This window comes from Scytonema sp. NUACC21, from assembly GCF_054684315.1.
The window spans coordinates 35,571-61,492 of the sequence record NZ_BAAFZH010000105.1; the positions used below are offsets into that span (position 1 = coordinate 35,571).

A 25,922-nucleotide genomic window follows, 5' to 3' on the forward strand; every position below is an offset into this window, starting at 1 on the left:
CAGATCGACTATCCGCTGAATCTGCTACAAATCAAAATGTTGCCGGAAGCGGGGATCGAAATGGTGTTTTTTCTGCTGATTGCAAATCAAGCAAAGCGTTTGCAGGTTACTAATGTCGTTCTTGCCGCCTCCGGCTAGAGGAATAATATGGTCGATAGTCAGGTTTTCTTGGTCAGATTTACCACAACTTTGGCATTGGTATTTGTCCCGCTGAAATACATATCTCCTTACCTCTAGGGGAATGGAAATACGGCTAGTTTTAGTCATGAATATCCTTGGATTATGTAGGAAGAGCAACTAATGAACCTAGTTTGTAAGTGGGTGGGCAGAAATAAAATCAGGTATGTTAAGGGCTGTAAAAATGATATTGCCCTGACAAAGGACGACCTTAATCTGTTAACTTTATTTATACTCATATCTTGCACCATCACCTTATTGCAAAAATCAAAGCCCAAAAAGCCGATCCCGATCGTAGCTATGCTGCACACCTCTTCCCACTCGAAGGTGCAAGATGTCAGTATACCAAGCTACTTAAAAAACAGGGCTTCTCAATATTTGATTTACTTATAGTGATTTACCATCCAATAAATATTATTGATAGATTGTTGAGGTTTATCATTTACAAGAGTTTCTTCAACTTCCAATTCATCAGGGCAAAAATCTAATGAAACTTTTATCTCCAAATTTTCTAATCGTTTTCTATCTTCAATAGTGAGAGTATCGTACATATCATTCATATCATCATCAGCAAGCATTGGAAAATCTTGTTTCTTTAATAGAGAAAAATTGACTATTACCCTAATTTCAAGCTTGCCTTTCTGTTTAGCATTATCATTTGGTGAAAAAAGTTCGCATTTAATTCCTTGCCTAAGTGTAAACTTCCATTCCACTCGATTGAATATGCCTTGAACATTTTTCTGTTTAAAGTATTTTTTGATAAATGAATCTTTGCATGAAAAATTTAAATCATTTCCTTTGGGTTCAAAATCTTGAATCATTTGATTAATGATTTGATTGGCATAAAAAATTTTATTTTCTATAAAAATGATGTCGTTAGATCCGTCTAATTGTTTAAATTTCCTATGTAGCATATTAAGATGACCCTCCTAGTTTTTAGTTAAAATGCAATATTAGAACATTATTAAGAGCAAAAACATTTTGAAATCTTATGAGTCGTTCATAGTTTTACCTAGTTTATTTTTACGTCGAATCTCATCAAGAGGGGATTCAGAAGAATTATTTTCTAAGCCTTCTTCTTCTAATAAAAATTCAATAGCGATCTTAATTTTGACTTTTCCTTTTTTCCAGCTTTTAAAACCCGGACCAAGAACTTCACAATCAATGCCCTCTTGAAACCAATTCTTATAGGTTGCCCACAAACCCTCAGGATGTAATTGATCGGGATTTATATAGATTCCTTGCTGAATTAATTCGTCTGTAAATTTTCTTCCTAAATCACTGTTAAATGCTTCATTCACCGCTTTTCTAAACTTAGCAACTTTAAACGTGGTATCTTGGAATGATAAAACATCATTATCATTGCATTCAGTAAAATTTATTGTTTCTTTCATATTAATCTTCCGGTAATGAAAATATTATACGAATTATTTGCAAAATTGTATTTTTGTAAAAGAAAAATCGTCAATATGCAGCTGAAGTTGTCATATTTAGGCTCAAAATCAAACCTTTTTCGGACCAAAACTGAAAGCGATCGCTCATAATAACCTCTTTTATTGCTTGTTTCCCAACCATTTCAAAGATTCATTGAAACATTTCTTTCCGATTAAAGATTTCCGGACGTAAAGTAGAGACAAAACCTCTATCCAAACGTTCCTATTCAAAGGATAAGAACGAGCAAGGAGTTAAAGTGAAAGTAGGAGCCTAAGCGTGAGAAATTTTCATGTCATGAGGGAATGCTCAATACTAGCAATAGATATTTATTGCCAAGTCATAGTAAGGGAAGGAGAGAAAAAGCACAGATAATATAACTTACATTATTTATTTGCGTATAAGATGTATTGAAGCCTACAATTTTGTAGATTTAACTGTTCCATCAGATTCAATTAAAGGGTTATTAAAAAAACTCATATCAACTCTTTCTGCATCTAAATGACCGATAGTAGGTAACAAACAATCATACAGTTGCATCGTCTGAACACAGATATTGATACTGGCAACGGCTGAATTGTAAGCTGCTATTTTTTGCTCAACAACACTCAGTAAATGCCGATTTGTGATGATTTTTTCCTCAGCTTCTCTTTCTAATGTTTGCTCTAAATAAGTGCGTGCTTGAGAATACTGCTGCAAAATTTCATCAGATTGTCTATCTGACATTGGTAACAGCTGAGTTTTGAGGATTTGGTTTATGGTTTGGCGGAAAGTTTTACGAATGGTTTGAGTAACCTTTGGTTCAAAATCTAACTTTAATAACTGTCTAATTGCTGGTTCTGCCTCTACCATGCTTTCACAATCGTAAGCTTGAGATGTTTGTAGCAAAGTTTGGCGGAACTGGTATATTGAAAAAGTTCCTTCATCGTAAAATCTCGGGCTTTCTCTCACAAAGCGATCGCATTCTACTCTAGCTGCACTTACCAAAGCATTGGCTACCTCCTTTTCCAAAAGTTTTAACTGTTGCTCAATTCCACCATCATTGCCTAGCAGGCGATACAATTGACGATAGTATTCCGACTTGCGAGTTTTCTCAATCAATCTCTGGAAAAAATTGGCAACAACTTCTTGAGAAGATTCCACTAAAACGTCTTCCAACTGATTTGCTAGGTAATAAAGTGCCTCAACTAAAATGGCAATTAAAGGTGCTGTTGCGTTGCGTGAGTGACTCATAGTAGCACGACGATAGGCATCTGCAACAGAGAAGGTGTCTAGCAATTCATCTAAACGGCGGATCATCCGGGATTGTAATTGCCGAAAATCTGCTTCAAATGAGTGACAATCATTTGTAATGAGTTTATTCACTTCTTCTGCAATTGAAGAGCGGAAATCATTGCCAACTTGCTGTAATTGCGGGTTCAGCCGTTGTAACTCCTGTGCCTTCATTGCCTCAATTTCTTGCGGTTGACTATCTAACTCCCTTTGTATGTTTTGATAGTGTTTTTTCAGTTGAATGCAAACATCTTCTAAATCATTCGCCAGATTTTTAAATAATTGAGGACGCTTCTCCTGTGTCAAGTAGCGAGTAATGGCAGTTCTAAACTCTTCTATGCCGCTATCTTGGATTAGCTGGTGGATGAGTGGTGTTCCCTGTTCGCTGACAATCCTGACATAATTCTGATTTGGGGTCTCAAAGCTATTGACCGAAATACGAAACTGGCTGGAGGAAAGCTTACCAGAGTTAGCACAATACCGCAAAAACTCGTTGATAAACTGTGGTGTTTCTTCATTGCCATTCAATCCCTTGACACTTTCACAGAAGATTGAATCTAAACCAAACCTATCCTGTTGCGTTGTCTGTTTAATCTGACTGCCGTAAAATCCAAGCAGCCCACTGGTCTTAAAAACTCTATTGCTATCGCGAAACTGCCCGCAAATCAGATCGTCTAGGCGCTGCCTTAGCTGAGAATTGTACCAAGTTTCATCAATGCGGTTAAAGACATAAAACACGCGATCGCGTATTCCTGGATTTTCCCGCATTGTTTCTAACAGTTCTGTTTCTTCTTTGGTCATATCGCCAGCAGACGCAGGTTTCAACACACAAATCACCGCTGAAGTATCAGAATCTCTTATTTTATCATAAGTTATTTGAGAATCTTTCTCCACTGGGGCATCAATCCCCGGAGTGTCGATAATGACGTTACCATCCTGTAGCAGAGGATGATGGCAGTAATACTCTATCCGCTTCAAAACAGCACTGTTACTTCCACGACGAGCATATCCCGCTGCTTCTTTAAGATTTATAAAGTTAAATTGTTCCATAGAGTACGTAGCATTATTCACCGTATGAATGTGTTGGCGGTTTGCCACATACCCCTCAAGAAGCAACATCAACGCTTTCGCCTGCTTCGCCCGTTCTGATTGACTCTCACCACCCTCCTGCTGAATAATAGTGTCGCATCCTTGGCGAAGCAGATGAATAATTTCCGCTTGATTGATATTCGCAATTGTCGTAAACCTTAACTGCTGACAAAGAAAAACCGCCTGTTCTCTAATCTCCGCTTCACTTAAAAAAGTTAAAACGACTCGTTCTTTATCAGCGTCTGCATACTCAATTTTACATTCCGTGCCGGTGGCATGTCCCTCTGCACTATATAGCAATTCTCGTTCTAAAAGGGCATTGATTAACATAGATTTGCCAGCACTAAATGCTCCTGCAAACACTATCTCGAACCTGGGAGAAATCGCTTTAGCTAGAGACGTTTGTACCGATGTCACATCATAGGAACGTAAAAACGGTTCTTGTTGTATAAGTTGTAATATAGAATCAACTTGCTCCTTCAAATTTTTACACTGGAGCGGTAGCCCTTGCATAATTAGCATCCTGAAAATATAAAATTATTCTATTCCGTACATTCTATGAATAGAAATGATGCAGTAGCCTCAGAAAAACTACTAGGTTATTTTTTTTAAGCAATAACCGCAAGTCGCAATCAAAAAAGACACTGCTACAGTGTCTTTAACGACATTTAGATAAATTAAGATTTACTTAACAAAAAGCCCTACTTAATACACAAGCAATGAAAATATTTCCTCTGCGACTCAGACCTGATGAAGATTTGAAGCAAAGTTTAAAGCATTTTGCCAGCAAACAAGATATCAAAGCAGGATTCATATTAACTGCGATCGGCAGCCTAAAACAAGCAAAAATTCGCTTTGCCAATCAAGACAGCAGTACCGTATTAGCCGAAAAATTTGAAATTCTTTCCCTCAATGGGACAGTAGCAACTACAGGCGTGCATCTTCACATTGCAATTTCCGACCAAAAAGGAAAAACCATTGGCGGACATCTTGACGATGGATGTATTATCTACACAACCGCCGAGATAGTCATTGGCAGTAGCGAAGAATATACTTTTCTCAGAACACCAGACGAGCAAACAGGTTACTACGAATTAGAAATTGTCCCCAATCTTGCTCAAACTCAAATCTGATTCAATTCTGGCTTTGCATACAATGGGGATGAAGAATAAACCGTCAAGACGCCAAGGCTTTTCAAATGATTGCCCAACCTCAACATCAACTAATGACTCCCCAGGAGTATCTCGGATGGGAAGAACAACAACCCATTAAGTACGAATATATCAATGGAGACGTCTTTGCCATGACAGGGGGAACTCTTCCCCATAACTCCATTGCCATCAATCTTACATCTGCACTCAAAAATTACCTGCGGGGTAAGGGCTGTAAAGTTTTTATGGCGGATGCCAAAGTGGGAGTTTCGCTTCAGGGACCTTTTCACTATCCAGATGTGATGGTTAGCTGTGACCCGCGAGACCAAAGAGCGCGTCAAGTTATCTATCATCCCTGTTTACTTGTAGAAGTACTATCTCCCGGTACAGAAGCATACGATCGCGGCAAGAAATTTAGGCATTATCGTCGGATTGATACCTTAAAAGAATATGTGCTCATTGATGCAGACAAAATGAATGTGGAATGCTACCGACTCAATGAAAAAGGAAAATGGGAACTCACTTTTTATTCACCTGAGGAAACGACAGCTAACGGAACAGAACTAGAGGTACACTTAACGAGCGTTGATTTCCGTTGCCCTATTTCTTTGCTGTATGAAGACGTTGTCTTTCCTGAGAACGAGCCAGAAGAAACTTCTGAGAAGTAGGTGGGCGAGAATAAACAGCACTATATTAAAAAATGTAAATACGTTGGAAAGCCTTACTAATGACCAATAACAAATGACTAAGGACGACCATTCCCAGTTACATTTTTTCATACCGACCTACTTAGTCAAAGAACAAATTCATCAAGCTGATGAGAGTGTTGTTGTTAGCGCAATACTGCAATATCCTCTGCGTCTCCGTGGTTTATATTCTTCCAAATAGCAGATAAACTCTCCACATCTATCATCTTCCCCTCACCTTTATCGGTATTCTTAAATAACGCCGCGAATGCACCAGCACCCAAGCCATCTTGAGGAAACATACGATAACAAGGTATGGTTGTTAAATGTGACTGATAACCTTGTAAATGGCTTACCTCAACTGCTTGAAACTGAGGAAATCGTTCCAATAACCACTCGCAAACCTGCTCATTTTCTTCAGGAGAATAAGTACAGGTCATATAAGCCAAGTATCCTTGTGGAGCAACGACTTGAGCAGAATTGGCAATAATTCTTTTTTGTCTGTTAGCACTTTTATTAATAGCTGTTGGATGAAAACATCCCGGTGCTTTTTCTCCCTTAGCAAGTAAAGACTGCCCGGTACAAGGGGCATCTACTAAAACTAAATGACTCGATAAAGGTATTGTTTCAGCAAAGATGCTTGAATCTCTACTAACAACAGCAGATGGGCTAATATGACAGCGTTTTAAATTAGAAATGAGCATTCCCAAACGTTTGCCAATGACTTCATTACTAATAAGTAAATTAGGTTGCAAACTCCTCCAAGCAAAAACACTCTTTCCCCCCGGCGCAGCACACATATCAAAAACTAAATTTACAGGTTGAGTAATTGTTAACAATATAGAAGCTGCAAACACAGAAGAAAAATCCAAACAGTAAAAATATCCCTGTTCGTGCAAGGGATGCTGACCGGGTTTTTCTCCTAAAGATAGACGGTCTATGAATTCGGGTTGCCAGGGGATTGCTGTTTCTATAGAGAAAGGAGAAACTTCTGGCTTTTCTTGACACCAAAGAATACAGGGATTGAATCGCTGAGGATGAGTTAAAGCAGCAACAAATTTTTCTTGTTCGTCTGAGTTTTTAAATAAACGTCGTGAGAGTTTAAGTAGTAAATTAGAAGGTTTTTCCATAAGGCATTCTTAATAAATATATTTTTCTCCTTTACAGCTTGTCATTAATGGATATCGCGATCGCCTAGAACGCTACAAAAAATTTGTCGTAGAGCCTTTGTTTGAACTTGAACGCCTCAATGCATTAAGCATTTTTTAGTTCTGAACTTACAGATACAGGTTAGTACTTATTGATGAGAAAACTCAAGAAAATTCTCAAGTTATTTTTCAATTTTGTAAAGGTGGTAATTGTAGTTTAATAATTAAGTATGCAAGTCTCACTAGCATGGTGATTACAATAGCAGAGTGTTGTGAGAATGCATACTATATGGATACCAATGGATGTTTAAACTCAAATAGCCAGCAAGCCTTGTATATTTGGTGTAAGTATAATTCGGTACGAATTAATAACAAATAATATCATGTTCGGTTAAACACTTGTAATAAAAATACCCCTCCCTAACCCTCCCCTTATTAAGGGGAGGGTGCCATTAGGCGGGTGTGGTAGAATTTGTGTATCGTAAGTAATGAGTCGAACATGATATAACGACCAAAACCTGTTAACTTCATTGTACCGAAATATTTATTATAATTTCTTGGAAAAAAAATCTAAAATTTAAAAAACCCGGCTTTTTAGTTAGTTATCAAAAGGAATTGATGCAGCTGCGCTTAAGCGCAACTACAAGCAAATAAGTATATAAATTTATTTTGCATCCCTGTGTTGCCATGCTACACCAGCCGCAGCTCCCGCCCCAGCGACTAACCCAATCATCATTCCCTCTACAGTTTTGGTCATTGGGTCTTGGGTGATGCATTCACTGGTTACCGTGCTCGCTTGCAAGCACATATTGCTTTCCGCCCATGCTGAAGTACCGCCTACGACGACACCAGCCAAACTGCAGGAGACCAAAAGGAGTACGAGGCGATTGTTTTTTCTATCTTTAGGAAGTTGCATAAAATTCTGTGGATGAATAAGGAACCACAACTACTTTACACATCTATACCATTTTTGTCAGCAGTTATCGTATCCCAAAATATCAGGCAAATATGATATTGAGAAATGAGCGCCTTGCCTATCCTGCTAGGGGCTTGCTTTTTACTCAATGTGTAAGTTAATGGGAAAGCGGGCGTACACTCCTAAGGGGTCGTTCATCTTTTGGACGATCGCCAGTTCCTTTTGGAGTTTTTCAAATTCAGCCATCAATGGATCGGGCGCGGGGAGTTTCGCTTTATCCACCCCCAGCATAGCCCGTACTTCTTGCGCTGTCCTCCCAAACAAACGTTCTTCGAGGGTTCCCAATCGAGGATATTCCTGTACTTCCCAGTTATCTCCCAGATTTGCTGACTCTGCGGCGTACTTCACAGCAGAATCCAAGCCACCGATTTCATCCACCAAACCTATTTTCTTCGCGGCAACCCCCGACCAAACACGCCCTTGGGCAATCTCCGCCACCTTTTGCTCTGGGAGTTTTCTTCCCTGTGCGACTTTATTGACAAATAGACTGTAAATACGGTTAACACTGCGTTGGTATAGTGCGAGTTCTTCCGTAGATTTGGGGCGAGCAACTGTTTGAACATCTGCGTATTTTCCGGTTTTCACTGAATCCCAGGTAATCCCGTTGTCATTCGCTAATTTTTGAGCGTTGATAAGAACTCCAAAGACACCAATAGAACCGGTGATTGTGTTGGGTTCAGCAAAAATGCGCTTAGAGTCAGTTGCGATCCAGTAGCCACCAGAAGCAGCAATATCACCCATCGAAACCACCACTGGTTTCTCCTGATGAGTCAGGCGCACTTCTCGCTGCATAACTTCAGAAGCGGTGGCGCTTCCACCAGGGCTGTTAATCCGCAGTACAACTGCCTTCACATCTTTATCCTGTCGCAGGCGACGGAAGAGTTTGGCAAAGCGATCGCCCCCGATTTCACCATTCTCACCTTGACCCTCGACTATCTCACCCTCAGCGTAAACCACTGCGATTTTGTTTTTTGATTCCCGTGTTACACCCAAGGATTTACCGGGAACTTCTGCATACTCGCTAATATTAATTTGACGAAACGTTTTATCGTCCTTATCACTATTAGTTAATTGTTTGAGATCGGAAACCACCTGATCGAAGTAAGCGACTTTATCGACCAAACGGTTGTTTTTAGCTTGCTCCGCCAATAATAAAGCTTGATTATCAACAATTGCCTGTAACTGGGAAAGGTTAATTTTACGGCTTCTTCCCACTGCTGTTCGCCACTCCGCCCAAACATCATTTAATAGAGTTTGAATTTGCTGTCGATTCTCTGGGCTCAGCTTTGTCAGGACATACGGTTCAACTGCGCCTTTAAACTTGCCTACCCGCACAACTTGAACGCCAACACCATACTTTTGCAATGCTCCGGCAAAAAATAAGGGTTGGGCACTCAAACCGTTAATTTCCATTGCTCCCAAGGGATTGAGCACGATGGTATCTGCCACCGAACTTAGGTAATATTCCCTTTCTCCCCAGTCTGCTCCATAAGCGACAATCTTTTTGCCTGCTGCACGGAACTTTTCTAGTTCCTGTCGGATTTCTTTGAGTGTTGCAAAACCTGCGACACTTCCTTGAGAAGCACGACTGGCATCTAAGTAGACACCGATAATTCGTCGATCCCGTCGTGCTTTTTCCAAGGCTTCCAGAACGCTGCGGAGTGACATTCTGTTGACACTTTCTCCTGATAATGCTTTTTCAAGCAATTCATTGGTGCTGGGTTCCCCATCAGTAATATTCATTGATAAGTCAAAAACCAGCATTGACTTATCTTTCACCACGGGTCCAACTTCACTAGACGAGGCGGCAGCAAACAGTAGCAAGAGGAGACCAGCGGTGCCCAGACCACAAAAAATAAACAATCCTAGAAGGCTACCAATTAAACTGGCAAAAGTGTGTTTGTGAAAATTACGCATATTTGTTATTGGTCATTAGTCATTAGTCATTGGTCAAGAGGTCAAGAGGTCATTGGTCAAGTCATTCGTCATTTACACTGAACAAATGATTTTGAACAAATGACTTTGAACAAATGACTTCACCCTGTATTCTTGTATCTTTGGTTGATTTTTCTCAATGCTTTATACCTATCCTACGAATAGCTCAAAACAGAGCATTTTATACTTATTTTATGCGTTGTAAACTTTTGGAATACCTAAGTTCTTCTAGTGTAGCGTTGCCAGTACAAAATAGCACAGTAGTAATTTCAGCAATCAACACCTCTGCCAATTCGCATACAGCAGCATCTGAATCAGCAGCAGCTTGCAGGAAAGGCATTGCCAAACCAGCAATATCTGCACCTAAAGCCAGTGCTTTTGCGACATCCAATCCATGACGCAATCCGCCCGAAGCAATCAAAGGTACATTAGGAGCGATCGCTCGAATACTGGTAATACACTCTGCAGTAGGCAAACCCCAATCGCCAAACGTTCTTCCCAAGCGGCGTTGCAAAGCATTTTCTGCACGTTCGCTTTCCACTTTTGCCCAAGAAGTACCACCTGCACCAGCTACGTCAATTGCCTTGACTCCAGCAGCAATCAGCTTTTCTGCCATAGGAGCGGAAATGCCATTGCCCACCTCCTTAGCAATCACAGGTACGGGCAAGCGGGTACACAATTTGTTTATCTTATCGAGCAATCCTTTAAAATTTTTATCACCTCTAGGTTGAATGCACTCTTGTAAGGGATTGAGGTGTAAAATAAGGGCGTCAGCTTCTAGAATTTCAACAATCTGTAAACATTCTTCTAAACCGTAGTTGTAGTTCAGTTGAACAGCTCCCAAATTAGCTAACAGGAGAACATCAGGAGCGTACTTCCTAACCGCAAAAGTATCAGCAACTTGGGGTTTTTCCACCGCTACCCGCTGGGAACCCACTCCCATAGCCATTTTGTATTGCTGAGCAACTTTCGCAAGGCGACGGTTTATGACCCCCGCCTGCTCGGTTCCCCCAGTCATAGAAGAAATCAGTAGTGGTGTGCCAAGCTGTTTACCTAGAAATTGAGCCCTAATATCAATTTCGTCAAGATTGAGTTCGGGTAGGCAAGAATGGATGAACTGGTAGTGTTCCAATCCATTAGTCGTTTGATGGCATTGAACATCTTGTTCCAAGCAGATACGAATGTGATCTGCTTTGCGCGACTCGGTTGCTACGGAAGGGCTTGTTTGAGAATTCACAGTAAGTGTAATTTATAGCTACGATCGATTTCCATTGTGCAACATAACACTTGCTCAAAACGCGCAAGCTTGATTACAAAGATGGAAAATTTTTCTTATATTATGATGTAGTTAACCAAATCCCGGTAACGGGGCTCAAACCCAAATTACGACTGAACCAGATTTGACCATCCAACTAGAACACCGCCAACTAACAAAATACGGATTAGCACTCCACACCACCACTCCCGAACTGGGTTTAGCTGTGAGTAACTTTGCTGGAGACACCCGTTCTCAGGTTTGGAAATTGGAGCGTGAATTATCCAGCCTTTTACATCAATATTTAATAGAATTTATCAAGCCTCAAACTTGGGCAGACTTAGGGTTTATCGCTGTAGCAAAAGGACCTGGTGGTTTCACTGGAACTCGCATTGGGGTTGTGACTGCCCGTACCTTGGGTCAACAGTTGGGTATTCCTGTATTTGCTATTTCTAACTTGGCAGCTGTGGCGTGGTTCAAGGCGAGGGCATCGGAAGGTTGGGGGGAACAAGCCATTGCTGTACAAATGCCTGCCCAACGAGGTCAAGTCTTTGGTGCTATTTATCAACCTACTCTAGATGGTTCCGGTCTTGATATTTTACTGCCAGATGCTGCGATCGCACCAGTTGCATGGCAGGAAAAGTTAGTTAATTGGAACACCAGTTACCAACTTATTGAAGCCCAATCTGGTTTAGCTGCAACAGTTCCAAGCATTTTGGAATTGGCGTATTTAGAATGGCAAAGGGGTAAACGTCCGAATTGGTCAGATGCGTTGCCGTTTTACGGTCAACACCCAGTAGAACTTTGAGGAAAGCTGAACTGTTTGCTCGCAAGTTCCTCATTATTTTTTTTCATAGGTAAGGGCGCAAGGACGCCGCGCCCTTACCTATGTACTTCATTTACATGATACTACTGGCGACTTGCGACTTACTTGGTAACCCCCGCCATTGCCTTGTCAACAATTTGCAATGCAATATTGACTTCTGCTTCGGTCACAATCAAAGGTGGAACAAACCTGACAACTTTTGGACCTGCAGGTACAAGCAACAATCCCTCATCTATGGCAGCTTTGATAATATCTGGTGCAGTTGTGGGAATATCTGCGTTTAGTTCCATACCGTTGATGAGACCCCAACCCCTGACATCAACGATTTGGTTGGGATATTTTGCTGCGATCGCCCGCAAACCAGCCCGCAACTGCTCGCCCCTATGTTGTGCGTTCTGCAAAATATTTTCCCGTTCCAAGGTTTGGCAAACAGCGAGGGCGACTCCGCAAGCGAATGGATTTCCACCAAAGGTGCTAGCATGCTCCCCTGGTTGGAAAACATTGCAGAACGATTTACACATCATTGCTCCAATAGGGATACCACCGCCCAATCCCTTGGCACTGGTGAAAATATCTGGTTCAATACCTAAGTACTCATAACCCCAAAAATGACCGCTGCGACCCATCCCGACCTGTACTTCATCAAAAATTAGCAAAATGCCAATTTCATCACAAATTTCCCGCACCTTTCGGAAGTAAGCCAGATCCCCAGGTCGAACGCCCCCTTCTCCCTGTAATGGTTCTAATAAAATTGCTGATACGCGATAATCACCTTCATCAAGCTCGCTAATTGCTGCTTCTACCGCGTTGATATCGTTATAAGGTACATAGTGGAAACAGGGCATTAAAGGTTCAAAGTTTTTTTGATACTTGGGTTGCCCTGTAGCGGTAATTGTTGCCAAAGTCCTGCCGTGGAAACTTGCCTGTGCTGTCAAAATGATTGGTTTTTCAATTTGTTGCACTGTATGGGCATATTTCCTTGCAAGTTTTATGGCAGCTTCGTTGGCTTCTGCCCCTGAGTTACAAAAGAAGACACTATCGGCGCAAGAATGTTCAATTAACCACTTTGCCAATTCTCCCTGTTCTGGGATGTAGTATAAATTGGAAACGTGATGTAGCTTTTGTATTTGTCGTGTGACCGCTTCCACCATAGCAGGGTGGGCGTGTCCTAAAGTACAAGTGGCAATTCCCGCCACAAAGTCGAGATACTCTCGCCCCTGTGTGTCCCAAACACGGCACCCAGCGCCCCGTTCCAAGGCGATAGGGAACCGCGCATAGGTGGACATCACAGATTGGTTAAAGCCTTCTGTATCAAAGGGGTTAGACGGTATTGTTGCTTGTTCGACTAAAGTTTGTATGCTCACTGCCCAATTGCTCCACAAATCTTATCCACAATTGTCCGTGACAACTGTTTGGTTTGCTTCTGTGCTTCTTTGAAGGGAGCCGACTCAATTGCAGTCACTTCAACTCTGGTTTTCAGAGCACAGCGCTGGCTTTTTTTCTCCATATAGGTATATTTAGGTCGAGCCATCCCTATTCCTGAAGACTTCCTACTTTGTATTACCCAATGTTTTCAACACATTTAATGGCAATGGATTCCTTGCCAACCTTGTTACAGGCAGGTCAGTTGAAATTTGTTTCAAGGTTTTTTAGCCTAATTAATTTCTTAGTTGTTTGGCACTTCGATTTTTAGCACGACCTTTACTATAGCAAAAATTGGCTCGTTTTATACGATTTGGAATATTTTACTAATAAAGCCCTTACTTGTCCATTATTAAAACTCCTGAAAAAAATTTACTTTATACTCTTCATCTTAAGCTAACACTCAGATATTCTCAAACGAGTGACTATAGTAAAAACCGTGTACACTACTCTCGAGCAAAAATACAACCGTATTCAAAAAGAGTTAACAGCAGGGGTTATTGCCCTTGTTGGTGTATTTCTTATTGGCACCTCCTGGTACAGATTTATGGAGGGCTGGTCATGGGAAGATTCAGCTTACATGACAGTCATTACTTTGGCAACTGTTGGTTATGGTGAAACCCGACCGCTAGGAGCGCGAGGCAGGTTATTTACCATTGCCTTAATCTTATTAGGAGTTATCAATATAGGTTACATTGTCAATAGATTTACAGAAGCTGTCATTGAGGGCTACTTTCAACAAGGAATTCGACTACGAAGACAGAGGCACTTAATGGAATCGTTATCCGAGCACTATATCATCTGTGGATTCAGCCGGACGGGTCGCCAAATTGCTATAGAGTTTGGCGCAGAGGGTGTCCCTTTCGTGGTTGTTGACTCCCGTTTGGAATCCGTACAAAAAGCTCAGACACAAGGTTTTATAGTACATCAGGGTGATGCGACTTTAGATGAAACCTTGTTAACAGTTGGTATTGAAAGAGCAATTTGTATTGTGGCGGCACTACCTTCAGATGCAGAAAATTTGTATGTGGTACTGTCAGCAAAAACACTGAATCCAAGTATTCGGGCGATCGCACGAGCTAGTACGGAAGAAGCATTACAAAAGTTACAACGTGCTGGTGCAGATGCTGTCATTTCCCCTTATATTACAGGTGGAAAGCGGATGGCAGCAGCAGCCCTCAGACCTCAAGTCATGGATTTTGTCGATGGTATTCTCTCTGGTACAGATCGACAGCTTTACATGGAAGAATTCTTGCTCGATCCGGCAGCTTGTCCTTTTGTCGGTCAAACATTAGGGCAGGCAAGGTTGCGCGGGCAAACAGGCGCATTACTGCTTGCAATTCGTCGCGCTAGTGGCGAACTCATTGGCGGTCCCACCGCTGACACGGTTTTTATGCCAGGAGATGCCCTGATTGCTATGGGTACAGCCGAACAACTCCGTGCCCTCAACCAGCTTTTAGGACCCATTCGTTCTCAAGCATTGCGGCGACCAAAAAAAGGTTAGACATTGCGATTGCATCGACTGAGGTTAGTTCAATGCGGTATTAATAATCCGTTGCTAGAGACGCAATACCATTTGACGCAAAGGATGATACAAATCCATAATGTAGAGACGCGCCATGGCGCGTCTAAAACAGAATTTAAATGTATCTCTATCAAAGTGAAGTAGTATAATATATTACCTTTTTAAAACCATCTTATCCAATCTTCGTAATTATCATCCAAACAAACCTTCGATAGCACAACTAAACCCTGGCAAAAGAGGGCTGGTTAAACTATCATTTTTATACAACGTTGCAGCGAGCTTCAAAATAGCATTTTCTCGACGGTAAATTTCCACCTTTTGCCTTTCGCGGTCAAAAATCCAGTATTCATGCACTCCTTGAATTGAGTACAGTTTTAACTTTAGCTCACGGTCTCGCTTTTCCTGTTTTTCCCCTGGAGACAATACCTCAACGATCAATTCTGGCGCACCTGTCAAATGTCCTGCTTCATCTAATAATTCTGTCAATTTTTGATGACTTACCCAAACCACATCAGGAATTACGTTATCAATATCGGTAAAAATAATACCTGGTGCAAAGGCAACTTTTCCCAATCCTGTCTGAGTTGACCAGATTTCTAATTGTGTCCCTATTTTTACACAAATTTCTTGATGTTTCCAGTGAGGCGCTCTAGCCACAAATAATTCTCCATCAATAATTTCATAACGTTTGCCGTCATCTGGAAATAATTCTAGGTCGGCAGTTGTCCACCATACTTTGTCTGATGTTATGGTTGTCATCCGGTCTTACCTATTATCTGTCCACTATTCTACTCCCTTTCTGCTAGAAGATTACTTATTAAAAACCGCCAAGACGCCAAGAGCGCCAAGGTTCAGTATCGGTAATTTTCCACGAGGAAGGGAGTAAGTTTTTCAAAAATTCTGGCTGAAACACAACTACGCGATAGCTTCGCTACTGCCTACGGCAGATCGCGTTTAATCTTTTCCCTCTTAAAGACGTAGGTAGGGCTATGCCGCACATTCGCTTAAATATACAGCACTCATATCTAAATTATCCTAAAATTCTATCTTATAAAAAATAATAAGTAAGTATAACTTCTCCTTGTCATTAAGATATGCAGCGATGGCTTACCACAAATTTGATATTTATAAATCATTAAGGACTGCTGTATAATTATTGCTTGTTATAGTCTGTTAGCAAAAGTTGAGGAAAAAATGGCTAGGGAGGTTACTCTTGAGGAGGTTTTAGAATTGGCAAAACAACTTTCTCCTCTAGATAAGCTACGCTTAATTGAGCAAGTTACTCCTCAAATTAAGAGAGAGTTAACTATTGCTCAAGCTAAACGACGTAAATCTTTACGAGGATTATGGAGAGGTATTGATATTACGGATGAAGATATTATTGAAGTCAGACAGCAGATGTGGGGTAATTTTCCGCGTGAGGATATTTAATGATTGATGCTGTAACTGATACCCATGCTTTAATTTGGTATTTAGAAGATAGCCCACGCTTGAGTACTGCGGCAAATCAGGCTTTTGAACAGTGCGATCGCCCCTACTATCATAAGAATATTCAACTCGTGCTGGATCGATACCCGTTCCTTGCCAAGTTTGACTGGTTAGTAAATTACGTGCATCGTAAGTTGAGTTAACGCGAACACCTAAATTATCGCTGACAGACGTTCTGTTACCAGTTCCATCGTAGGTATAGTTCAAAGTAACAGGTGCTAATCCTGTTATACCCGTGCTGTTTACTTGGGTAACTCTGTCTCGACTGTCATAGTTAAAAGTATATGTACTATCAACGTCAGTAGACCTAACCAAATTACCCACAGGATCGTAAGTGAAGTTAATTGTGCGTACTGGGTTGTTACCATTCAACCAGGTTTCTTGAATTAGACGATTAACTCCATCGTAAGTAAAGGTACGCTGACGATTATTGCGGTCTGTGAGTTGGACTAAATTATTCACCCCATCGTAACCGTAAGTGGCGACATTATTTAATGGGTCAGTTTTAAGAATTTGTCGTCCCACAGCATCATAACTAAAGCTTGTTCGATTACCTAATGGGTCAATAACCGCTGTTTGATTTCCAGCTAAGTCATACCAAAAGAAGTTGTCTGGTTTTGGGGATTAGTAATAGCTGCAATCAAACCATCAGGTGCCTCTGGGAATAAGAAAAAGGCTGCAGGACCTTTACCAATTCCATTTTGGGGATTCTGGCGCAAGAACTCCTCTGTGGTGGCATTTTGAATTAGGTAAAAACCGAAAAATGCCTGAGATGGAAGTTCTAAATTCTTAACCGATCCTTCAGTTTGACCGCTCGTAAATACGACCTGACGGGTGGTACTATTTAATGCAGCCTGTGCGTAACCTGAATCTGTGGGTAAAAGATTGCCAATTCTTCCTGTCGCATCATCAACAATAAATAGCCCTAGTTCATTGTTGAAGGCGGCTTCGCGATCGGTTCAAGTAAACTTTGTTGCAACTTTTTGCCCGATTTCTCCAGGAACACTCAAAGCTTGTCTAAATTTGCCAATTGTAAATACAACATCATCAAAATCGCGATCGCCTCCCCCAGTCAAATCTTCCCAGTTAAACTGCACCAAAGCATTGCTGGGAATTTGAGTTGAAACATGGTCGTGCAAAACCCAAGCAGTATTGGTCAGCGAAAGTTGTTCATAAAGGAAGGTGCGATCGCTACCTAAATAAAGCCATGCTAATAGCAAATGGAAGTTCCTTAGCATGAGTGAAAGACAGAGCATGAATAATACAGACGACAAAGCTGGTAACAGTGTAGGGGGTTTGAGTCAGAAGACAATGGACATAGAAGCGAACATGATTTCTTCACCATCAGAAGAACTCAAACCAATCCCTAAAACAATTGACATAGATGGCCATCGTCCAATTGATTCAAGTTCAGTAGAGCTTGCAGACACCTTTGAAGTAGATGGTATTCGTCCGATTGCCAAAAGCGATTTTCAGATACAGGAAACAATTGACATAGATGGTAGGCGTCCGATTGCCAAAAGCGATTTTCAAGACCATAACGTATTAGCTGTAGATGGCAATCGCCCAATTGACAAGAGCGATCTAGAGGTAAGAGATACTTTTAACATAGATGGTCAACGTCCTGTTGTGAAGAGTCCCGTTCAAATTGAGGATACTCTTGAGGTAGATGGCAGCCGTCCAATTACTTCGAGTAATACTGACTCACTCCCTAAAATAACCACTGATTACGTAGACTAAACTGATTGGATTCTCAACAATATAGAAAACCTTTCAGCACCTGAGTTTATTCCAAGGTTTTTTATTACAACATGAAGTAGCCGATTTTGTCAGCGAAGGTGTGAAGCAATATGCGGGATGCTCTGTTTGGTGGGCAGTGCTGCTAGAAGATTACTTATTAAAAACTGCCAAGACGAGCCAGTGCGTTTACAACATGAAGTAGCCGATTTTGTCTGTTTGGTGGGCAGTGCCCACCCTACAACTACAACAATCGGTAATTGTGGCGCTGAAAAGGAGTATATCAGCACCCGCGATCGCTTACAACTAAGAATGAAAATACCTGTCTCTTTTTGAAGAAATGAAGTTTTTTACTCTTGCCTACTGTAAAACTTATTTCTCCCGTAAGAATACTAGTTACTAAATTTACTAATTTAGTTCTTTTCCATTCCATACTTTATCGTGAAATTACTTACTTAATTAATAAAAAGAATCACAAAAAATTAACCGATCGCCTGCTTGGAAAAGTAAATCGATGGGAAAACTAATAGCAGGTTGATAAACGAGGTTATGTATGAAAGCTTTGGGTGTTTTAGCAACAGTATTTTTGTTGACAAATGTTGTACCTGCTTTTGCTATCCCCAGTAACTACCAGATATCCAGTAACTCGCGGGTATGGAGGTGGGATACAAAGAATATCAAAATGTCCGACATTAGGTATAACCCAGAATTTCTCCTATTGTCCGTACCCGCTTCAGATTCAGATGGCAGCAAATTTGAATTGAAAGTACAATGCGGCAATAATCCCAATTTTTACTACAAGCAATTAGACTCATCTGGCAGACGTGTAAAAATGGGCAGAGATCAAGGCTTGGTGACCCAGCTTTGCACTCAAGCAGCAGAAATAAGAGATGAGTATGTCCGTCAGTTGCTTGCAACCGAGACCTGTACGCGAATCAATTTGCAATACGGTCTTCGCAGCATCCCCGTTGCCCAATTTGGTGAAATGGCTCGAAAAAAAGACCGTAACGATAACGGATTTGCGTGTGACCTGTAAACCTGATTTTTATAGCAGAATAGTCCTTGCCTTGCAGACCAGCATTTGTTTAGCTGTGATTTGGTCTTCAGGGTGCTTTGTCATTTCCTGAGAATGGTATGATTGATGCAGTCTTAGTTACCATACATAATGATTGGTCTTAAGAACATCAAAGCGCAGCAACGTGCTATCTTGCAGAAAATTTTCGCTCTAGCCTCAAGCCCAACTCCTAATACTGCTCAGATACATGACCTGACCCAAGCCTTGATGAGAATCGTGACCGCAATTGAAAGCATTTGCGCCAACCAAGAAACAACGCCAGCAACCCTCACCAAGTCATCTCGTCAAATTTACTCATGGATGAAGTTTTTGACTGATGAAGGGAACCTGCAACTTCATATACGAACAACCTATCGATTGCAGCAAATTGCCCAAAAAATATGCAGCATACATGGTTGGGATTCAACTAGAGTCATAGTTGAAATGATTAATTTGGCAGGTCTATATAGAGGCAAAATAGGTGAAAAAATTGCTACTCTAAGTGTGAGCGAAGGGTTTGTCAATGCACCAGATGATGTTTTAGAAGCGTTGGTAACAGCTGCTTTATTTGCTAACAGCCGGAACGCAACACGAGTCATGAAAGATTTTGCTAGTTCTGAAGAATACAGCGGTGTTCTGATGGAGCTAGATTTGATTGTGGAGGCGATCGCGGAAAATGGTAGAGGTAAGTTTTATAATTTAGATAAGTTATTTGATAAAGTTAACAGCCAGTATTTTGCTGCGAATCTTGTAAAACCGCGTCTTACTTGGAGCAAAGTTCATACTTACCGCAAGTTCGCACATTATGAACCAGCTAGAGATAGAGTCGTGATGAGTTTGTCTCTTGATGATGCCAGTATTCCTGAGTTTGTTGTTGAGTTCGTCTTGTACCACGAACTACTACATAAATACCACGGCACAAAATTGGTCAACGGTAGACGTATGGCTCATACAGCAGAATTTCGTGCAAGCGAACGTCAGTTCAAGTTGCACAGAGAGGCGGAGGAATGGCTAAAGCATCTAGCTTATTCGCGTTCATCATAAGCCACTCAGAAAGTCAAATCCGGTGCTAGTTCTTAAGCAACTCGCGTCACCATCTTGATTTGCTACCCTAGAAGAAGTAGGAATGGCACTGCTGGTGGCGATCGCGCAGTAGCATCGTAGCGTAGCATCTCTCTTGCAGGGCTCTTGTATAAAAACTGATATTAAGAGATAGGATTATGACAAATTTTGACAATAGAGGGACTCGTATTTACAGCCAAGAAGATGTGCAGCAAATTCTCAATCTAGCCATTGCCCGCCAGGCTAATGACAAAGAAAAAGAATTTTCCTACGAACAGTTGCTGGAAATCGCCTCAGAGTTAGAAATTTCTCCAGACTTAATACAGCAAGCAGAACGTGATTGGTTAACAACACAAGGAGAAATGCAACAAAGGCAAGCTTTTGACATCTACCGACAAAGTAGATTTAAAAAGCGTTTTGCTAATTATGCCATTGTCAACGCTTTTTTAATGTCTATTGATTTGCTAGGTGGAGCAGGTCTTGCTTGGTCGTTGTATATTTTAGTAGGTAGTGGCTTTGCCGTAGGAATTGATGCTTGGAAAACCTTTCAAATTAAAGGTGAAGAATACGAAATGGCTTTTCAGCGGTGGCGTCGAAAGCATCAAGTGAAAAAATTCTTCAATACAGTCGTAAATAGATGGCTAAAAGCTTGGCAAATTTAATAGAAATTTCTATTTTCTGAAACTCTTGTGGGATGGGCGTCCCGTCCGTCCTGATTGCGCGGGCTGGGAAGCCCGCACCACAATAATAACTATAGAGGCACCACAATAACTATGTTCATCGCACGGCTAAACTACCAACTCGCGACAGCCTGCTCAACAGCATCATGGGCCTGTGCAAGAGATGCTTGACGAGCTTCTTCACCTGCACCCAAGTTTTCCACGTTGATAAATGTAATATCTGTAATGCCAATAAACCCAAAAATTGCTGTCAAAAAAGGTTCTTGATAATTATGTGGGGCAGCAGGGCTTCCTGGAGAGAAGTTCCCACTACGAGCTGTCAAAATCAGCATCTTTTTGCCTTCAACCAACCCCTGAAAACCACCTTTGTCATCAACAGCAAAGGTACGACCAGCGCGAACAATCTGGTCGATGTAAGCCTTGAAGGTAGAAGGGATATTAAAGTTATACATCGGCACACCAAAGACATAACGGTCAGCCGCCAAAAACTCATCAATCAGGCTGTCTGATAATTCAATTGCCTTAGTCAGTTCGGGTGTGCGAACATCTGGTGGGCTAAAAGCAGCTGCAATCCATGCTTCGTCCACATGAGGAACTGGATTGTGACCTAAATCTCGGTATGTCACGGTGTCTCCTGGATGAGCATTTTTCCAAGCTGTCACAAATTGACTGGAAAAGCGACGAGAAAAGGAGCGTTCTCCACGAGGACTGGAGTCAATGTGCAGGATATGAGCCATAGTATCGATTCCTTCTTGGACTGCTGACAAATCTTTTGGCGGTTCACACTTAGCAGTTGACACTTAACTATCAACTACCAAGCTTTTTTGCTGTATCTACTTTAAGCTATGTAAAGTTATTATGAAAAGTAGGCACTAGAAAGTAAAGTACTTACCAAAAAGAAACTATGGAAGCTAAAGCGGAAACTCACAGTCGATTAACTTGTGAAGTGGAAACCACACTGAAAGTCATTGGTGGACGCTGGAAGGTCTTGATTATAAGAGAATTGATGTTAGGTGTAAAGAGGTTTGGAGAATTGCAGCGTTCTTTAGATGGAATCACTCAAAAAATGCTGACCCAGCAACTTAGAGAAATGGAAGAAGATGGAATTATTCATCGAAAGGTTTACCCGCAAATTCCTCCAAAGGTGGAATATTCGTTAACACCTTTAGGAGAAAGCCTTCAACCAATTCTCTATGCAATGCACGAGTGGGGCTTAAAGCATCTATCTCAATTAAATCAAAAATTAAATATGCAAAGTCAGTCTCTCAATCACAAACATTCCTGCATGGATTAACAAATAACTCCGTTTATTCATTATTTTGCAGGTATTCAATTGCTGCGTCTGATTTTGAGGGGTAGTTTTCAGCAAATCGTTCAAACCAAAGTCCTTCGGGCGAGAATGGATCTAGTTTAGCTAGCCAGGTATTGGCTTGCTTTTTCAGCATTTCTTGTTTTTGAGCTTTGAGTTGCTGTTGTCGAATTTGTTCCTCTTCTAGTTGTTGCTGCTTTTGCAATTCAAGGGCTAAGTCTTTTTGCTCAAAATCACTCTTTACATCCTCTAAAAGACTATCAATTAATGATATTGATTTAGATGAGGGTGTGCTTAATGGCTGTACTGGAATTTGCTGGCACTGTTCGGGTTTTATTTCTTCATACTCAGCTTTTATTTCAGCTAGTAATTTGTCAATGGAATCCATAATAAGTAGATCGACATAAATAAAGTTAACAAGTTTTGGTCGTCATTTGTTATTGGTCATTTGTTAGGGTGTCAAGTTTTTTACCCACTGACTTACTCATTTATCCAGTATTAGCGATCTAAACGATCGCCTTTCACTGTTTATCGGTAAATGATTTAATCATTTATAGCATTGAGCAGGACTTCTGCCAAAGTCAAATCTTCCATATCCTCGATAGTAATAGTGTCGCAGATGTCAAACTTTGCACCTGCTCCTTGCAACTCATCATCAAGGACTTTAAGAAAGCGGGTTGCTTGAGCATCTGTTCCCACTTGGATAAAAGAAATGGCAAGTTCTTCATCGCGGTCCATACGTCGAGAAGCTTCAATAATTACCTTCATAACAGCCTTGCGATCGTCAGGCTCACCGTCTGTAACCACTAAAATCGTCTCTCCATTTTCTTTCGTTTGACCGACAGCTTTGCGTTGGAAATAGTTATCAAGTGCGTGTTGTAAAACACTTGCTAAGTCTGTGCTACCAGAGGGATCGTTTTCTTGAAAAATTTGCACAACCTTGCTTGATGTCACATTTTCATAGCGCTTAAATCTTCCAGAAAAGACATACACGGTGATCCCGTCTGGATCGAATTGCTCGCATTTACTTGCCAAAGCGAAGGTGGATTCCTGTGCGGATGACCATCGACTTCTTCCTCCTTTTTGGTCTGGAGTTGCCATACTACCACTTTTGTCGATAATCAAGGTGTAGTCCCGATTTTGTAACATTTCTTCACTCATATAGATTGTTTTTGATTAATTCATCACTAATGACTGATGACCAAGGACGAATAACTAATCAGTAATTGCATTCATTAATACATCGGTTAGGCTCATGTCTTCCAAATCTTCTAGGGTAATGGTGTCGCAAATGTCAAATTTAGCACCAACGCTTTGTAATTGGTCATCCAAAGCTTTAAGAAACTTGGTTGCTTGAGCATCAGAACCTACTTGCACGATGGAAATTGCCAACTCTTCGTCGCGCTCCATTTTACGTGAAGCATTGATGATGACTTCAAACACTGCTTTGCGGTCGTCCGGTTCGCCATCAGTAATAACTAAAATTGTTTCTCCATTTAGCTTTGTTTTCCCACCGGCTTTCCGTTGAAAGTAATTTTCAGTTGCATGCAGTAGCACTCCAGCTAAGTTAGTTGTACCGGCTGGATCGTTTTCCATAAATACCTGAGCAACTTTAGCTGAGGTGACATCTTCGTAACGTTTGAATTTACCAGAAAATACGTAAACAGTGATGCCGTCAGGGTCAAATTGCTCACATTTTCTTGCCAAAGCGAGAGTAGACTCTTGAGCGCGAGCGTTCGCTTGCTTACCAACGACTTTTGACCACACCCGTTTTTAGTGAACCGCAGTCAATCCTGCTGGAGCATCTTTAACACTAGTTGTGGGAGTGCTAGCGCGTGCAGCAGTCGAGAAGGCTTGAGGCATAGAAATCCCATCTGGTAGATGCCCTAAGGTGAGAAGACCGGTCATCATGGCAGGGACAAGACCAGGCATAAACAAATCTACCCCCGTTAAGTACAGTCCATTTATGGGTGTTTTAACTTGAGTCCAAGCTTGATTTTGCGATTGGAAGCGCTCGCTCCCAAAAGGAAATCCGTAAATACCACCTTTAGGATGGTTACTAAAGTGTTCGTTTGTAATGGGAGTTGAGATTTCGCAATATTCTACCAGATTAGAAAAACCTGGATAATATCGATTTACTAGGTCAATAATTGCCTGACTCAAGCGCTCCTTAAAAGCGTAGTAATCTTCGTTTCGATGACGCCAAGGTCGATCGTTCCACTGAGCAAAACTGTCGTAATCAACAAATGTTATGATTTCTGCAGTATGCGCTTTAGCTTCAGGATCTTTCAAAGAGGGAAAAGATAAATAAGCTTGCAAAGGCTTGTTATGCTTGAGCCACGTGAAGCGCTGTTCGTAGATTGCATCATGGTCAAACAGTTCGTAGAGCCAGTGATTTTCGCCCTGAAATCCCAATTTACGAGGATCGTCCGATAAGCCGAGGTACAGCGCGATATTTGTTGCAGGGGGATGATCCTGAACAAATTGCCGTAAAGATTTTCGGAAAGAAATGGGATAGTCCTGTGGAATCAATTTCAAGTAGGTATTAATTGCTCCTGCATTAGAAATCACTACAGGAGCATAATATTCCTCAAAACCCGAAAAGCCTTCTGCGTTCACTTTCCGAGCTTTTACCCCTACAGCTTTTCTACCATCAATTAATATCTCAGTGACTTCTCGATTGAGCAGAATTTTGCCGCCGTGCTCCTCAACAATCGCATTGACACTCTCGGCAATCGTGCCCGACCCACCTACAGGGTAGTAACCGCCCGTTAGATAGTGGTTGACAATTGTGGCATGCAGGGCAAAGGGACTCTGGCTGGGGGGCACGCCGTAGGTTCCCCATTGGGATGTCAGTAAGGCTTTGAGCTGGGGATTCTTGAAATGGCGGTCTAAATACTCCTTAGTTGTGAGATTGAGACTGATTTGAGTCCACAACTTTCCCAGCCATCCTATCACTTTGAAAAGAGGAGTGCCATTTTGCTCCATAGCATGAAGAAAGAATGCTGTTGAGGCTCTGGAGATATCCTTGAAGTATTGCCGAATTCCCTTTTCTTCTTTAGGAAAACGCTGAATTAAATCAGCCGTATAACGCTCTTGGTCACCATAAACATCAAAAGTTAGGTCAGGATAAACGAATTTGTCAAAGGGTTCAGCCATCTTTGACCACTGCACACCCTTACCAGTCACCATATCAAACAAACTGCGGATTGGGCTTCCCTCACTCATCTGACCAATGTAGTGAATGCCAGGATCCCACTGAAATTTTTTCCGCTTAAAGGAGTGAGTAAACCCGCCTGCTTTGAAATGCCGTTCAAGTACTAAAACTCGCTTACCTCGAAGTTGTGCCATTAAACTGGCAACTGTTAAGGCTCCCATACCCGAGCCAATCACAATGAGATCGTAATGGTTTAAAGACCGTGAGGTGTTCATTATTAATTTCTCCTAAAATCGAACGAGATATCAATTTGAGTTGGAAGCCAAATTTTTACAGCAAGCAGTCACTAACTTGGAAGAAATATGATTTCTGGCAATTTTTTCCCATCTCAAACTCTTGCTAGTGACGCAAGTAAAATGCCCTTCTACAAAATATCTGGCTAGATCTGTAACTACTCCCTTATTGTTTGACTGTAAGATTGAGAATGATGCAGAACCTATGCATTATTTCCAGGAATTTACATTCCTTTATAACAACCCATG

29 protein-coding genes are annotated in these 25,922 nt (G+C 41.3%); 10 read left to right on the forward strand and 19 right to left on the reverse strand.

Annotation, left to right across the window (positions count from 1 at the left end; translation table 11 throughout):
- Window positions 1-24: 24 nt before the first annotated feature.
- The 4 genes from ACYRY3_RS36820 to ACYRY3_RS36835 form a co-directional block, all read right to left on the reverse strand.
- A complete protein-coding gene (locus ACYRY3_RS36820; protein WP_460206675.1) occupies window positions 25-267 on the reverse strand; it encodes an HNH endonuclease in 243 nt (80 codons plus the stop codon).
- 293 nt (window positions 268-560) lie between these two features.
- Entirely contained in the window at window positions 561-1,091 is a 531-nt protein-coding gene (locus ACYRY3_RS36825; protein ID WP_460206676.1) for a KGK domain-containing protein, read from the reverse strand.
- A gap of 75 nt (window positions 1,092-1,166) precedes the next feature.
- The gene (locus ACYRY3_RS36830; protein WP_460206677.1) at window positions 1,167-1,571 is read right to left on the reverse strand and encodes a KGK domain-containing protein; all 405 of its coding nucleotides are present in this window, start codon (window positions 1,569-1,571) and stop codon (window positions 1,167-1,169) included.
- Between the two features lie 454 nt (window positions 1,572-2,025).
- The gene (locus tag ACYRY3_RS36835; RefSeq protein WP_460206678.1) at window positions 2,026-4,482 is read right to left on the reverse strand and encodes a dynamin family protein; all 2,457 of its coding nucleotides are present in this window, start codon (window positions 4,480-4,482) and stop codon (window positions 2,026-2,028) included.
- 206 nt (window positions 4,483-4,688) lie between these two features.
- On the opposite strand from ACYRY3_RS36835, the gene ACYRY3_RS36840 reads away from it, so the two are divergent.
- Both ACYRY3_RS36840 and ACYRY3_RS36845 read left to right on the forward strand, forming a co-directional pair.
- A complete protein-coding gene (locus ACYRY3_RS36840; RefSeq protein ID WP_460206679.1) occupies window positions 4,689-5,102 on the forward strand; it encodes a PPC domain-containing DNA-binding protein in 414 nt (137 codons plus the stop codon).
- A 65-nt stretch (window positions 5,103-5,167) separates the two neighbouring features.
- On the forward strand, window positions 5,168-5,788 hold the full coding sequence (locus tag ACYRY3_RS36845; RefSeq protein ID WP_460206680.1) for a Uma2 family endonuclease: 621 nt from the start codon (window positions 5,168-5,170) through the stop codon (window positions 5,786-5,788).
- 164 nt (window positions 5,789-5,952) lie between these two features.
- Here ACYRY3_RS36845 and ACYRY3_RS36850 read toward each other — a convergent pair whose 3' ends face one another.
- From ACYRY3_RS36850 to fni, 4 genes are all read right to left on the reverse strand, one after another.
- On the reverse strand, window positions 5,953-6,936 hold the full coding sequence (locus ACYRY3_RS36850) for an RsmB/NOP family class I SAM-dependent RNA methyltransferase (protein ID WP_460206681.1): 984 nt from the start codon (window positions 6,934-6,936) through the stop codon (window positions 5,953-5,955).
- Window positions 6,937-7,618: 682 nt separating this feature from the next.
- A complete protein-coding gene (locus tag ACYRY3_RS36855; RefSeq protein ID WP_460206682.1) occupies window positions 7,619-7,870 on the reverse strand; it encodes a hypothetical protein in 252 nt (83 codons plus the stop codon).
- Between the two features lie 141 nt (window positions 7,871-8,011).
- On the reverse strand, window positions 8,012-9,847 hold the full coding sequence (sppA, locus tag ACYRY3_RS36860) for a signal peptide peptidase SppA (RefSeq protein ID WP_460206683.1): 1,836 nt from the start codon (window positions 9,845-9,847) through the stop codon (window positions 8,012-8,014).
- A gap of 205 nt (window positions 9,848-10,052) precedes the next feature.
- Window positions 10,053-11,102 (reverse strand): type 2 isopentenyl-diphosphate Delta-isomerase, encoded by a 1,050-nt coding sequence (gene fni / locus ACYRY3_RS36865; RefSeq protein ID WP_460206684.1) that lies wholly within the window; start codon window positions 11,100-11,102, stop codon window positions 10,053-10,055.
- Window positions 11,103-11,265: 163 nt separating this feature from the next.
- Between fni and tsaB the strand changes: the two genes are divergently transcribed.
- Window positions 11,266-11,928 (forward strand): tRNA (adenosine(37)-N6)-threonylcarbamoyltransferase complex dimerization subunit type 1 TsaB, encoded by a 663-nt coding sequence (gene tsaB / locus ACYRY3_RS36870; protein ID WP_460206685.1) that lies wholly within the window; start codon window positions 11,266-11,268, stop codon window positions 11,926-11,928.
- 119 nt (window positions 11,929-12,047) lie between these two features.
- On the opposite strand, the gene ACYRY3_RS36875 is transcribed toward tsaB, so the two are convergent.
- Window positions 12,048-13,310 (reverse strand): acetylornithine/succinylornithine family transaminase, encoded by a 1,263-nt coding sequence (locus ACYRY3_RS36875; RefSeq protein ID WP_460206686.1) that lies wholly within the window; start codon window positions 13,308-13,310, stop codon window positions 12,048-12,050.
- Entirely contained in the window at window positions 13,307-13,477 is a 171-nt protein-coding gene (locus ACYRY3_RS36880) for a hypothetical protein (protein ID WP_460206687.1), read from the reverse strand. The genes ACYRY3_RS36875 and ACYRY3_RS36880 overlap by 4 nt, the downstream gene beginning before the upstream one ends.
- Before the next feature lie 330 nt (window positions 13,478-13,807).
- Here ACYRY3_RS36880 and ACYRY3_RS36885 point away from each other — a divergent pair, with 330 nt between their 5' ends.
- Window positions 13,808-14,872, forward strand: a complete 1,065-nt coding sequence (locus ACYRY3_RS36885) for a potassium channel family protein (protein WP_460206688.1) — start codon at window positions 13,808-13,810, stop codon at window positions 14,870-14,872.
- A gap of 213 nt (window positions 14,873-15,085) precedes the next feature.
- On the opposite strand, the gene ACYRY3_RS36890 is transcribed toward ACYRY3_RS36885, so the two are convergent.
- The 4 genes from ACYRY3_RS36890 to ACYRY3_RS36905 all read right to left on the reverse strand — a co-directional run bounded on the left by ACYRY3_RS36890 (window position 15,086) and on the right by ACYRY3_RS36905 (window position 17,619).
- Complete coding sequence (locus ACYRY3_RS36890; RefSeq protein ID WP_460206689.1) at window positions 15,086-15,652, reverse strand: Uma2 family endonuclease; 567 nt, start codon at window positions 15,650-15,652, stop codon at window positions 15,086-15,088.
- Between the two features lie 585 nt (window positions 15,653-16,237).
- On the reverse strand, window positions 16,238-16,906 hold the full coding sequence (locus ACYRY3_RS36895; RefSeq protein WP_460206690.1) for a hypothetical protein: 669 nt from the start codon (window positions 16,904-16,906) through the stop codon (window positions 16,238-16,240).
- A 62-nt stretch (window positions 16,907-16,968) separates the two neighbouring features.
- Window positions 16,969-17,100: a hypothetical protein gene (locus tag ACYRY3_RS36900; protein ID WP_460206691.1), complete on the reverse strand. Its 132-nt coding sequence runs from the start codon at window positions 17,098-17,100 to the stop codon at window positions 16,969-16,971.
- Between the two features lie 240 nt (window positions 17,101-17,340).
- Window positions 17,341-17,619 (reverse strand): DUF4114 domain-containing protein, encoded by a 279-nt coding sequence (locus tag ACYRY3_RS36905; RefSeq protein WP_460206692.1) that lies wholly within the window; start codon window positions 17,617-17,619, stop codon window positions 17,341-17,343.
- Between the two features lie 16 nt (window positions 17,620-17,635).
- On the opposite strand from ACYRY3_RS36905, the gene ACYRY3_RS36910 reads away from it, so the two are divergent.
- The 5 genes from ACYRY3_RS36910 (at window position 17,636) to ACYRY3_RS36930 (ending at window position 20,896) form a co-directional block, all read left to right on the forward strand.
- Window positions 17,636-18,121 (forward strand): hypothetical protein, encoded by a 486-nt coding sequence (locus tag ACYRY3_RS36910; protein WP_460206693.1) that lies wholly within the window; start codon window positions 17,636-17,638, stop codon window positions 18,119-18,121.
- 117 nt (window positions 18,122-18,238) lie between these two features.
- Entirely contained in the window at window positions 18,239-18,454 is a 216-nt protein-coding gene (locus ACYRY3_RS36915) for a hypothetical protein (protein ID WP_460206694.1), read from the forward strand.
- A 217-nt stretch (window positions 18,455-18,671) separates the two neighbouring features.
- The gene (locus tag ACYRY3_RS36920; protein WP_460206695.1) at window positions 18,672-19,154 is read left to right on the forward strand and encodes a hypothetical protein; all 483 of its coding nucleotides are present in this window, start codon (window positions 18,672-18,674) and stop codon (window positions 19,152-19,154) included.
- Window positions 19,155-19,283: 129 nt separating this feature from the next.
- Complete coding sequence (locus ACYRY3_RS36925; protein WP_460206696.1) at window positions 19,284-20,216, forward strand: M48 family peptidase; 933 nt, start codon at window positions 19,284-19,286, stop codon at window positions 20,214-20,216.
- A gap of 176 nt (window positions 20,217-20,392) precedes the next feature.
- A complete protein-coding gene (locus ACYRY3_RS36930) occupies window positions 20,393-20,896 on the forward strand; it encodes a 2TM domain-containing protein (RefSeq protein WP_460206697.1) in 504 nt (167 codons plus the stop codon).
- A 131-nt stretch (window positions 20,897-21,027) separates the two neighbouring features.
- Here the strand turns inward: ACYRY3_RS36930 and ACYRY3_RS36935 are convergent, their stop codons facing one another.
- On the reverse strand, window positions 21,028-21,651 hold the full coding sequence (locus ACYRY3_RS36935; protein ID WP_460206883.1) for an FMN-dependent NADH-azoreductase: 624 nt from the start codon (window positions 21,649-21,651) through the stop codon (window positions 21,028-21,030).
- Window positions 21,652-21,818: 167 nt separating this feature from the next.
- Here ACYRY3_RS36935 and ACYRY3_RS36940 point away from each other — a divergent pair, with 167 nt between their 5' ends.
- Window positions 21,819-22,208: a winged helix-turn-helix transcriptional regulator gene (locus tag ACYRY3_RS36940; RefSeq protein WP_460206698.1), complete on the forward strand. Its 390-nt coding sequence runs from the start codon at window positions 21,819-21,821 to the stop codon at window positions 22,206-22,208.
- 13 nt (window positions 22,209-22,221) lie between these two features.
- Here the strand turns inward: ACYRY3_RS36940 and ACYRY3_RS36945 are convergent, their stop codons facing one another.
- From ACYRY3_RS36945 to ACYRY3_RS36960, 4 genes are all read right to left on the reverse strand, one after another.
- On the reverse strand, window positions 22,222-22,611 hold the full coding sequence (locus ACYRY3_RS36945; protein ID WP_460206699.1) for a salt stress protein, Slr1339 family: 390 nt from the start codon (window positions 22,609-22,611) through the stop codon (window positions 22,222-22,224).
- 155 nt (window positions 22,612-22,766) lie between these two features.
- On the reverse strand, window positions 22,767-23,372 hold the full coding sequence (locus ACYRY3_RS36950) for a vWA domain-containing protein (protein WP_460206884.1): 606 nt from the start codon (window positions 23,370-23,372) through the stop codon (window positions 22,767-22,769).
- 66 nt (window positions 23,373-23,438) lie between these two features.
- Entirely contained in the window at window positions 23,439-23,990 is a 552-nt protein-coding gene (locus ACYRY3_RS36955; RefSeq protein WP_460206700.1) for a VWA domain-containing protein, read from the reverse strand.
- Window positions 23,991-23,996: 6 nt separating this feature from the next.
- Window positions 23,997-25,655, reverse strand: coding sequence for a phytoene desaturase family protein (locus ACYRY3_RS36960; protein WP_460206701.1), 1,659 nt, complete (start codon window positions 25,653-25,655; stop codon window positions 23,997-23,999).
- Window positions 25,656-25,922 lie beyond the last annotated feature (267 nt).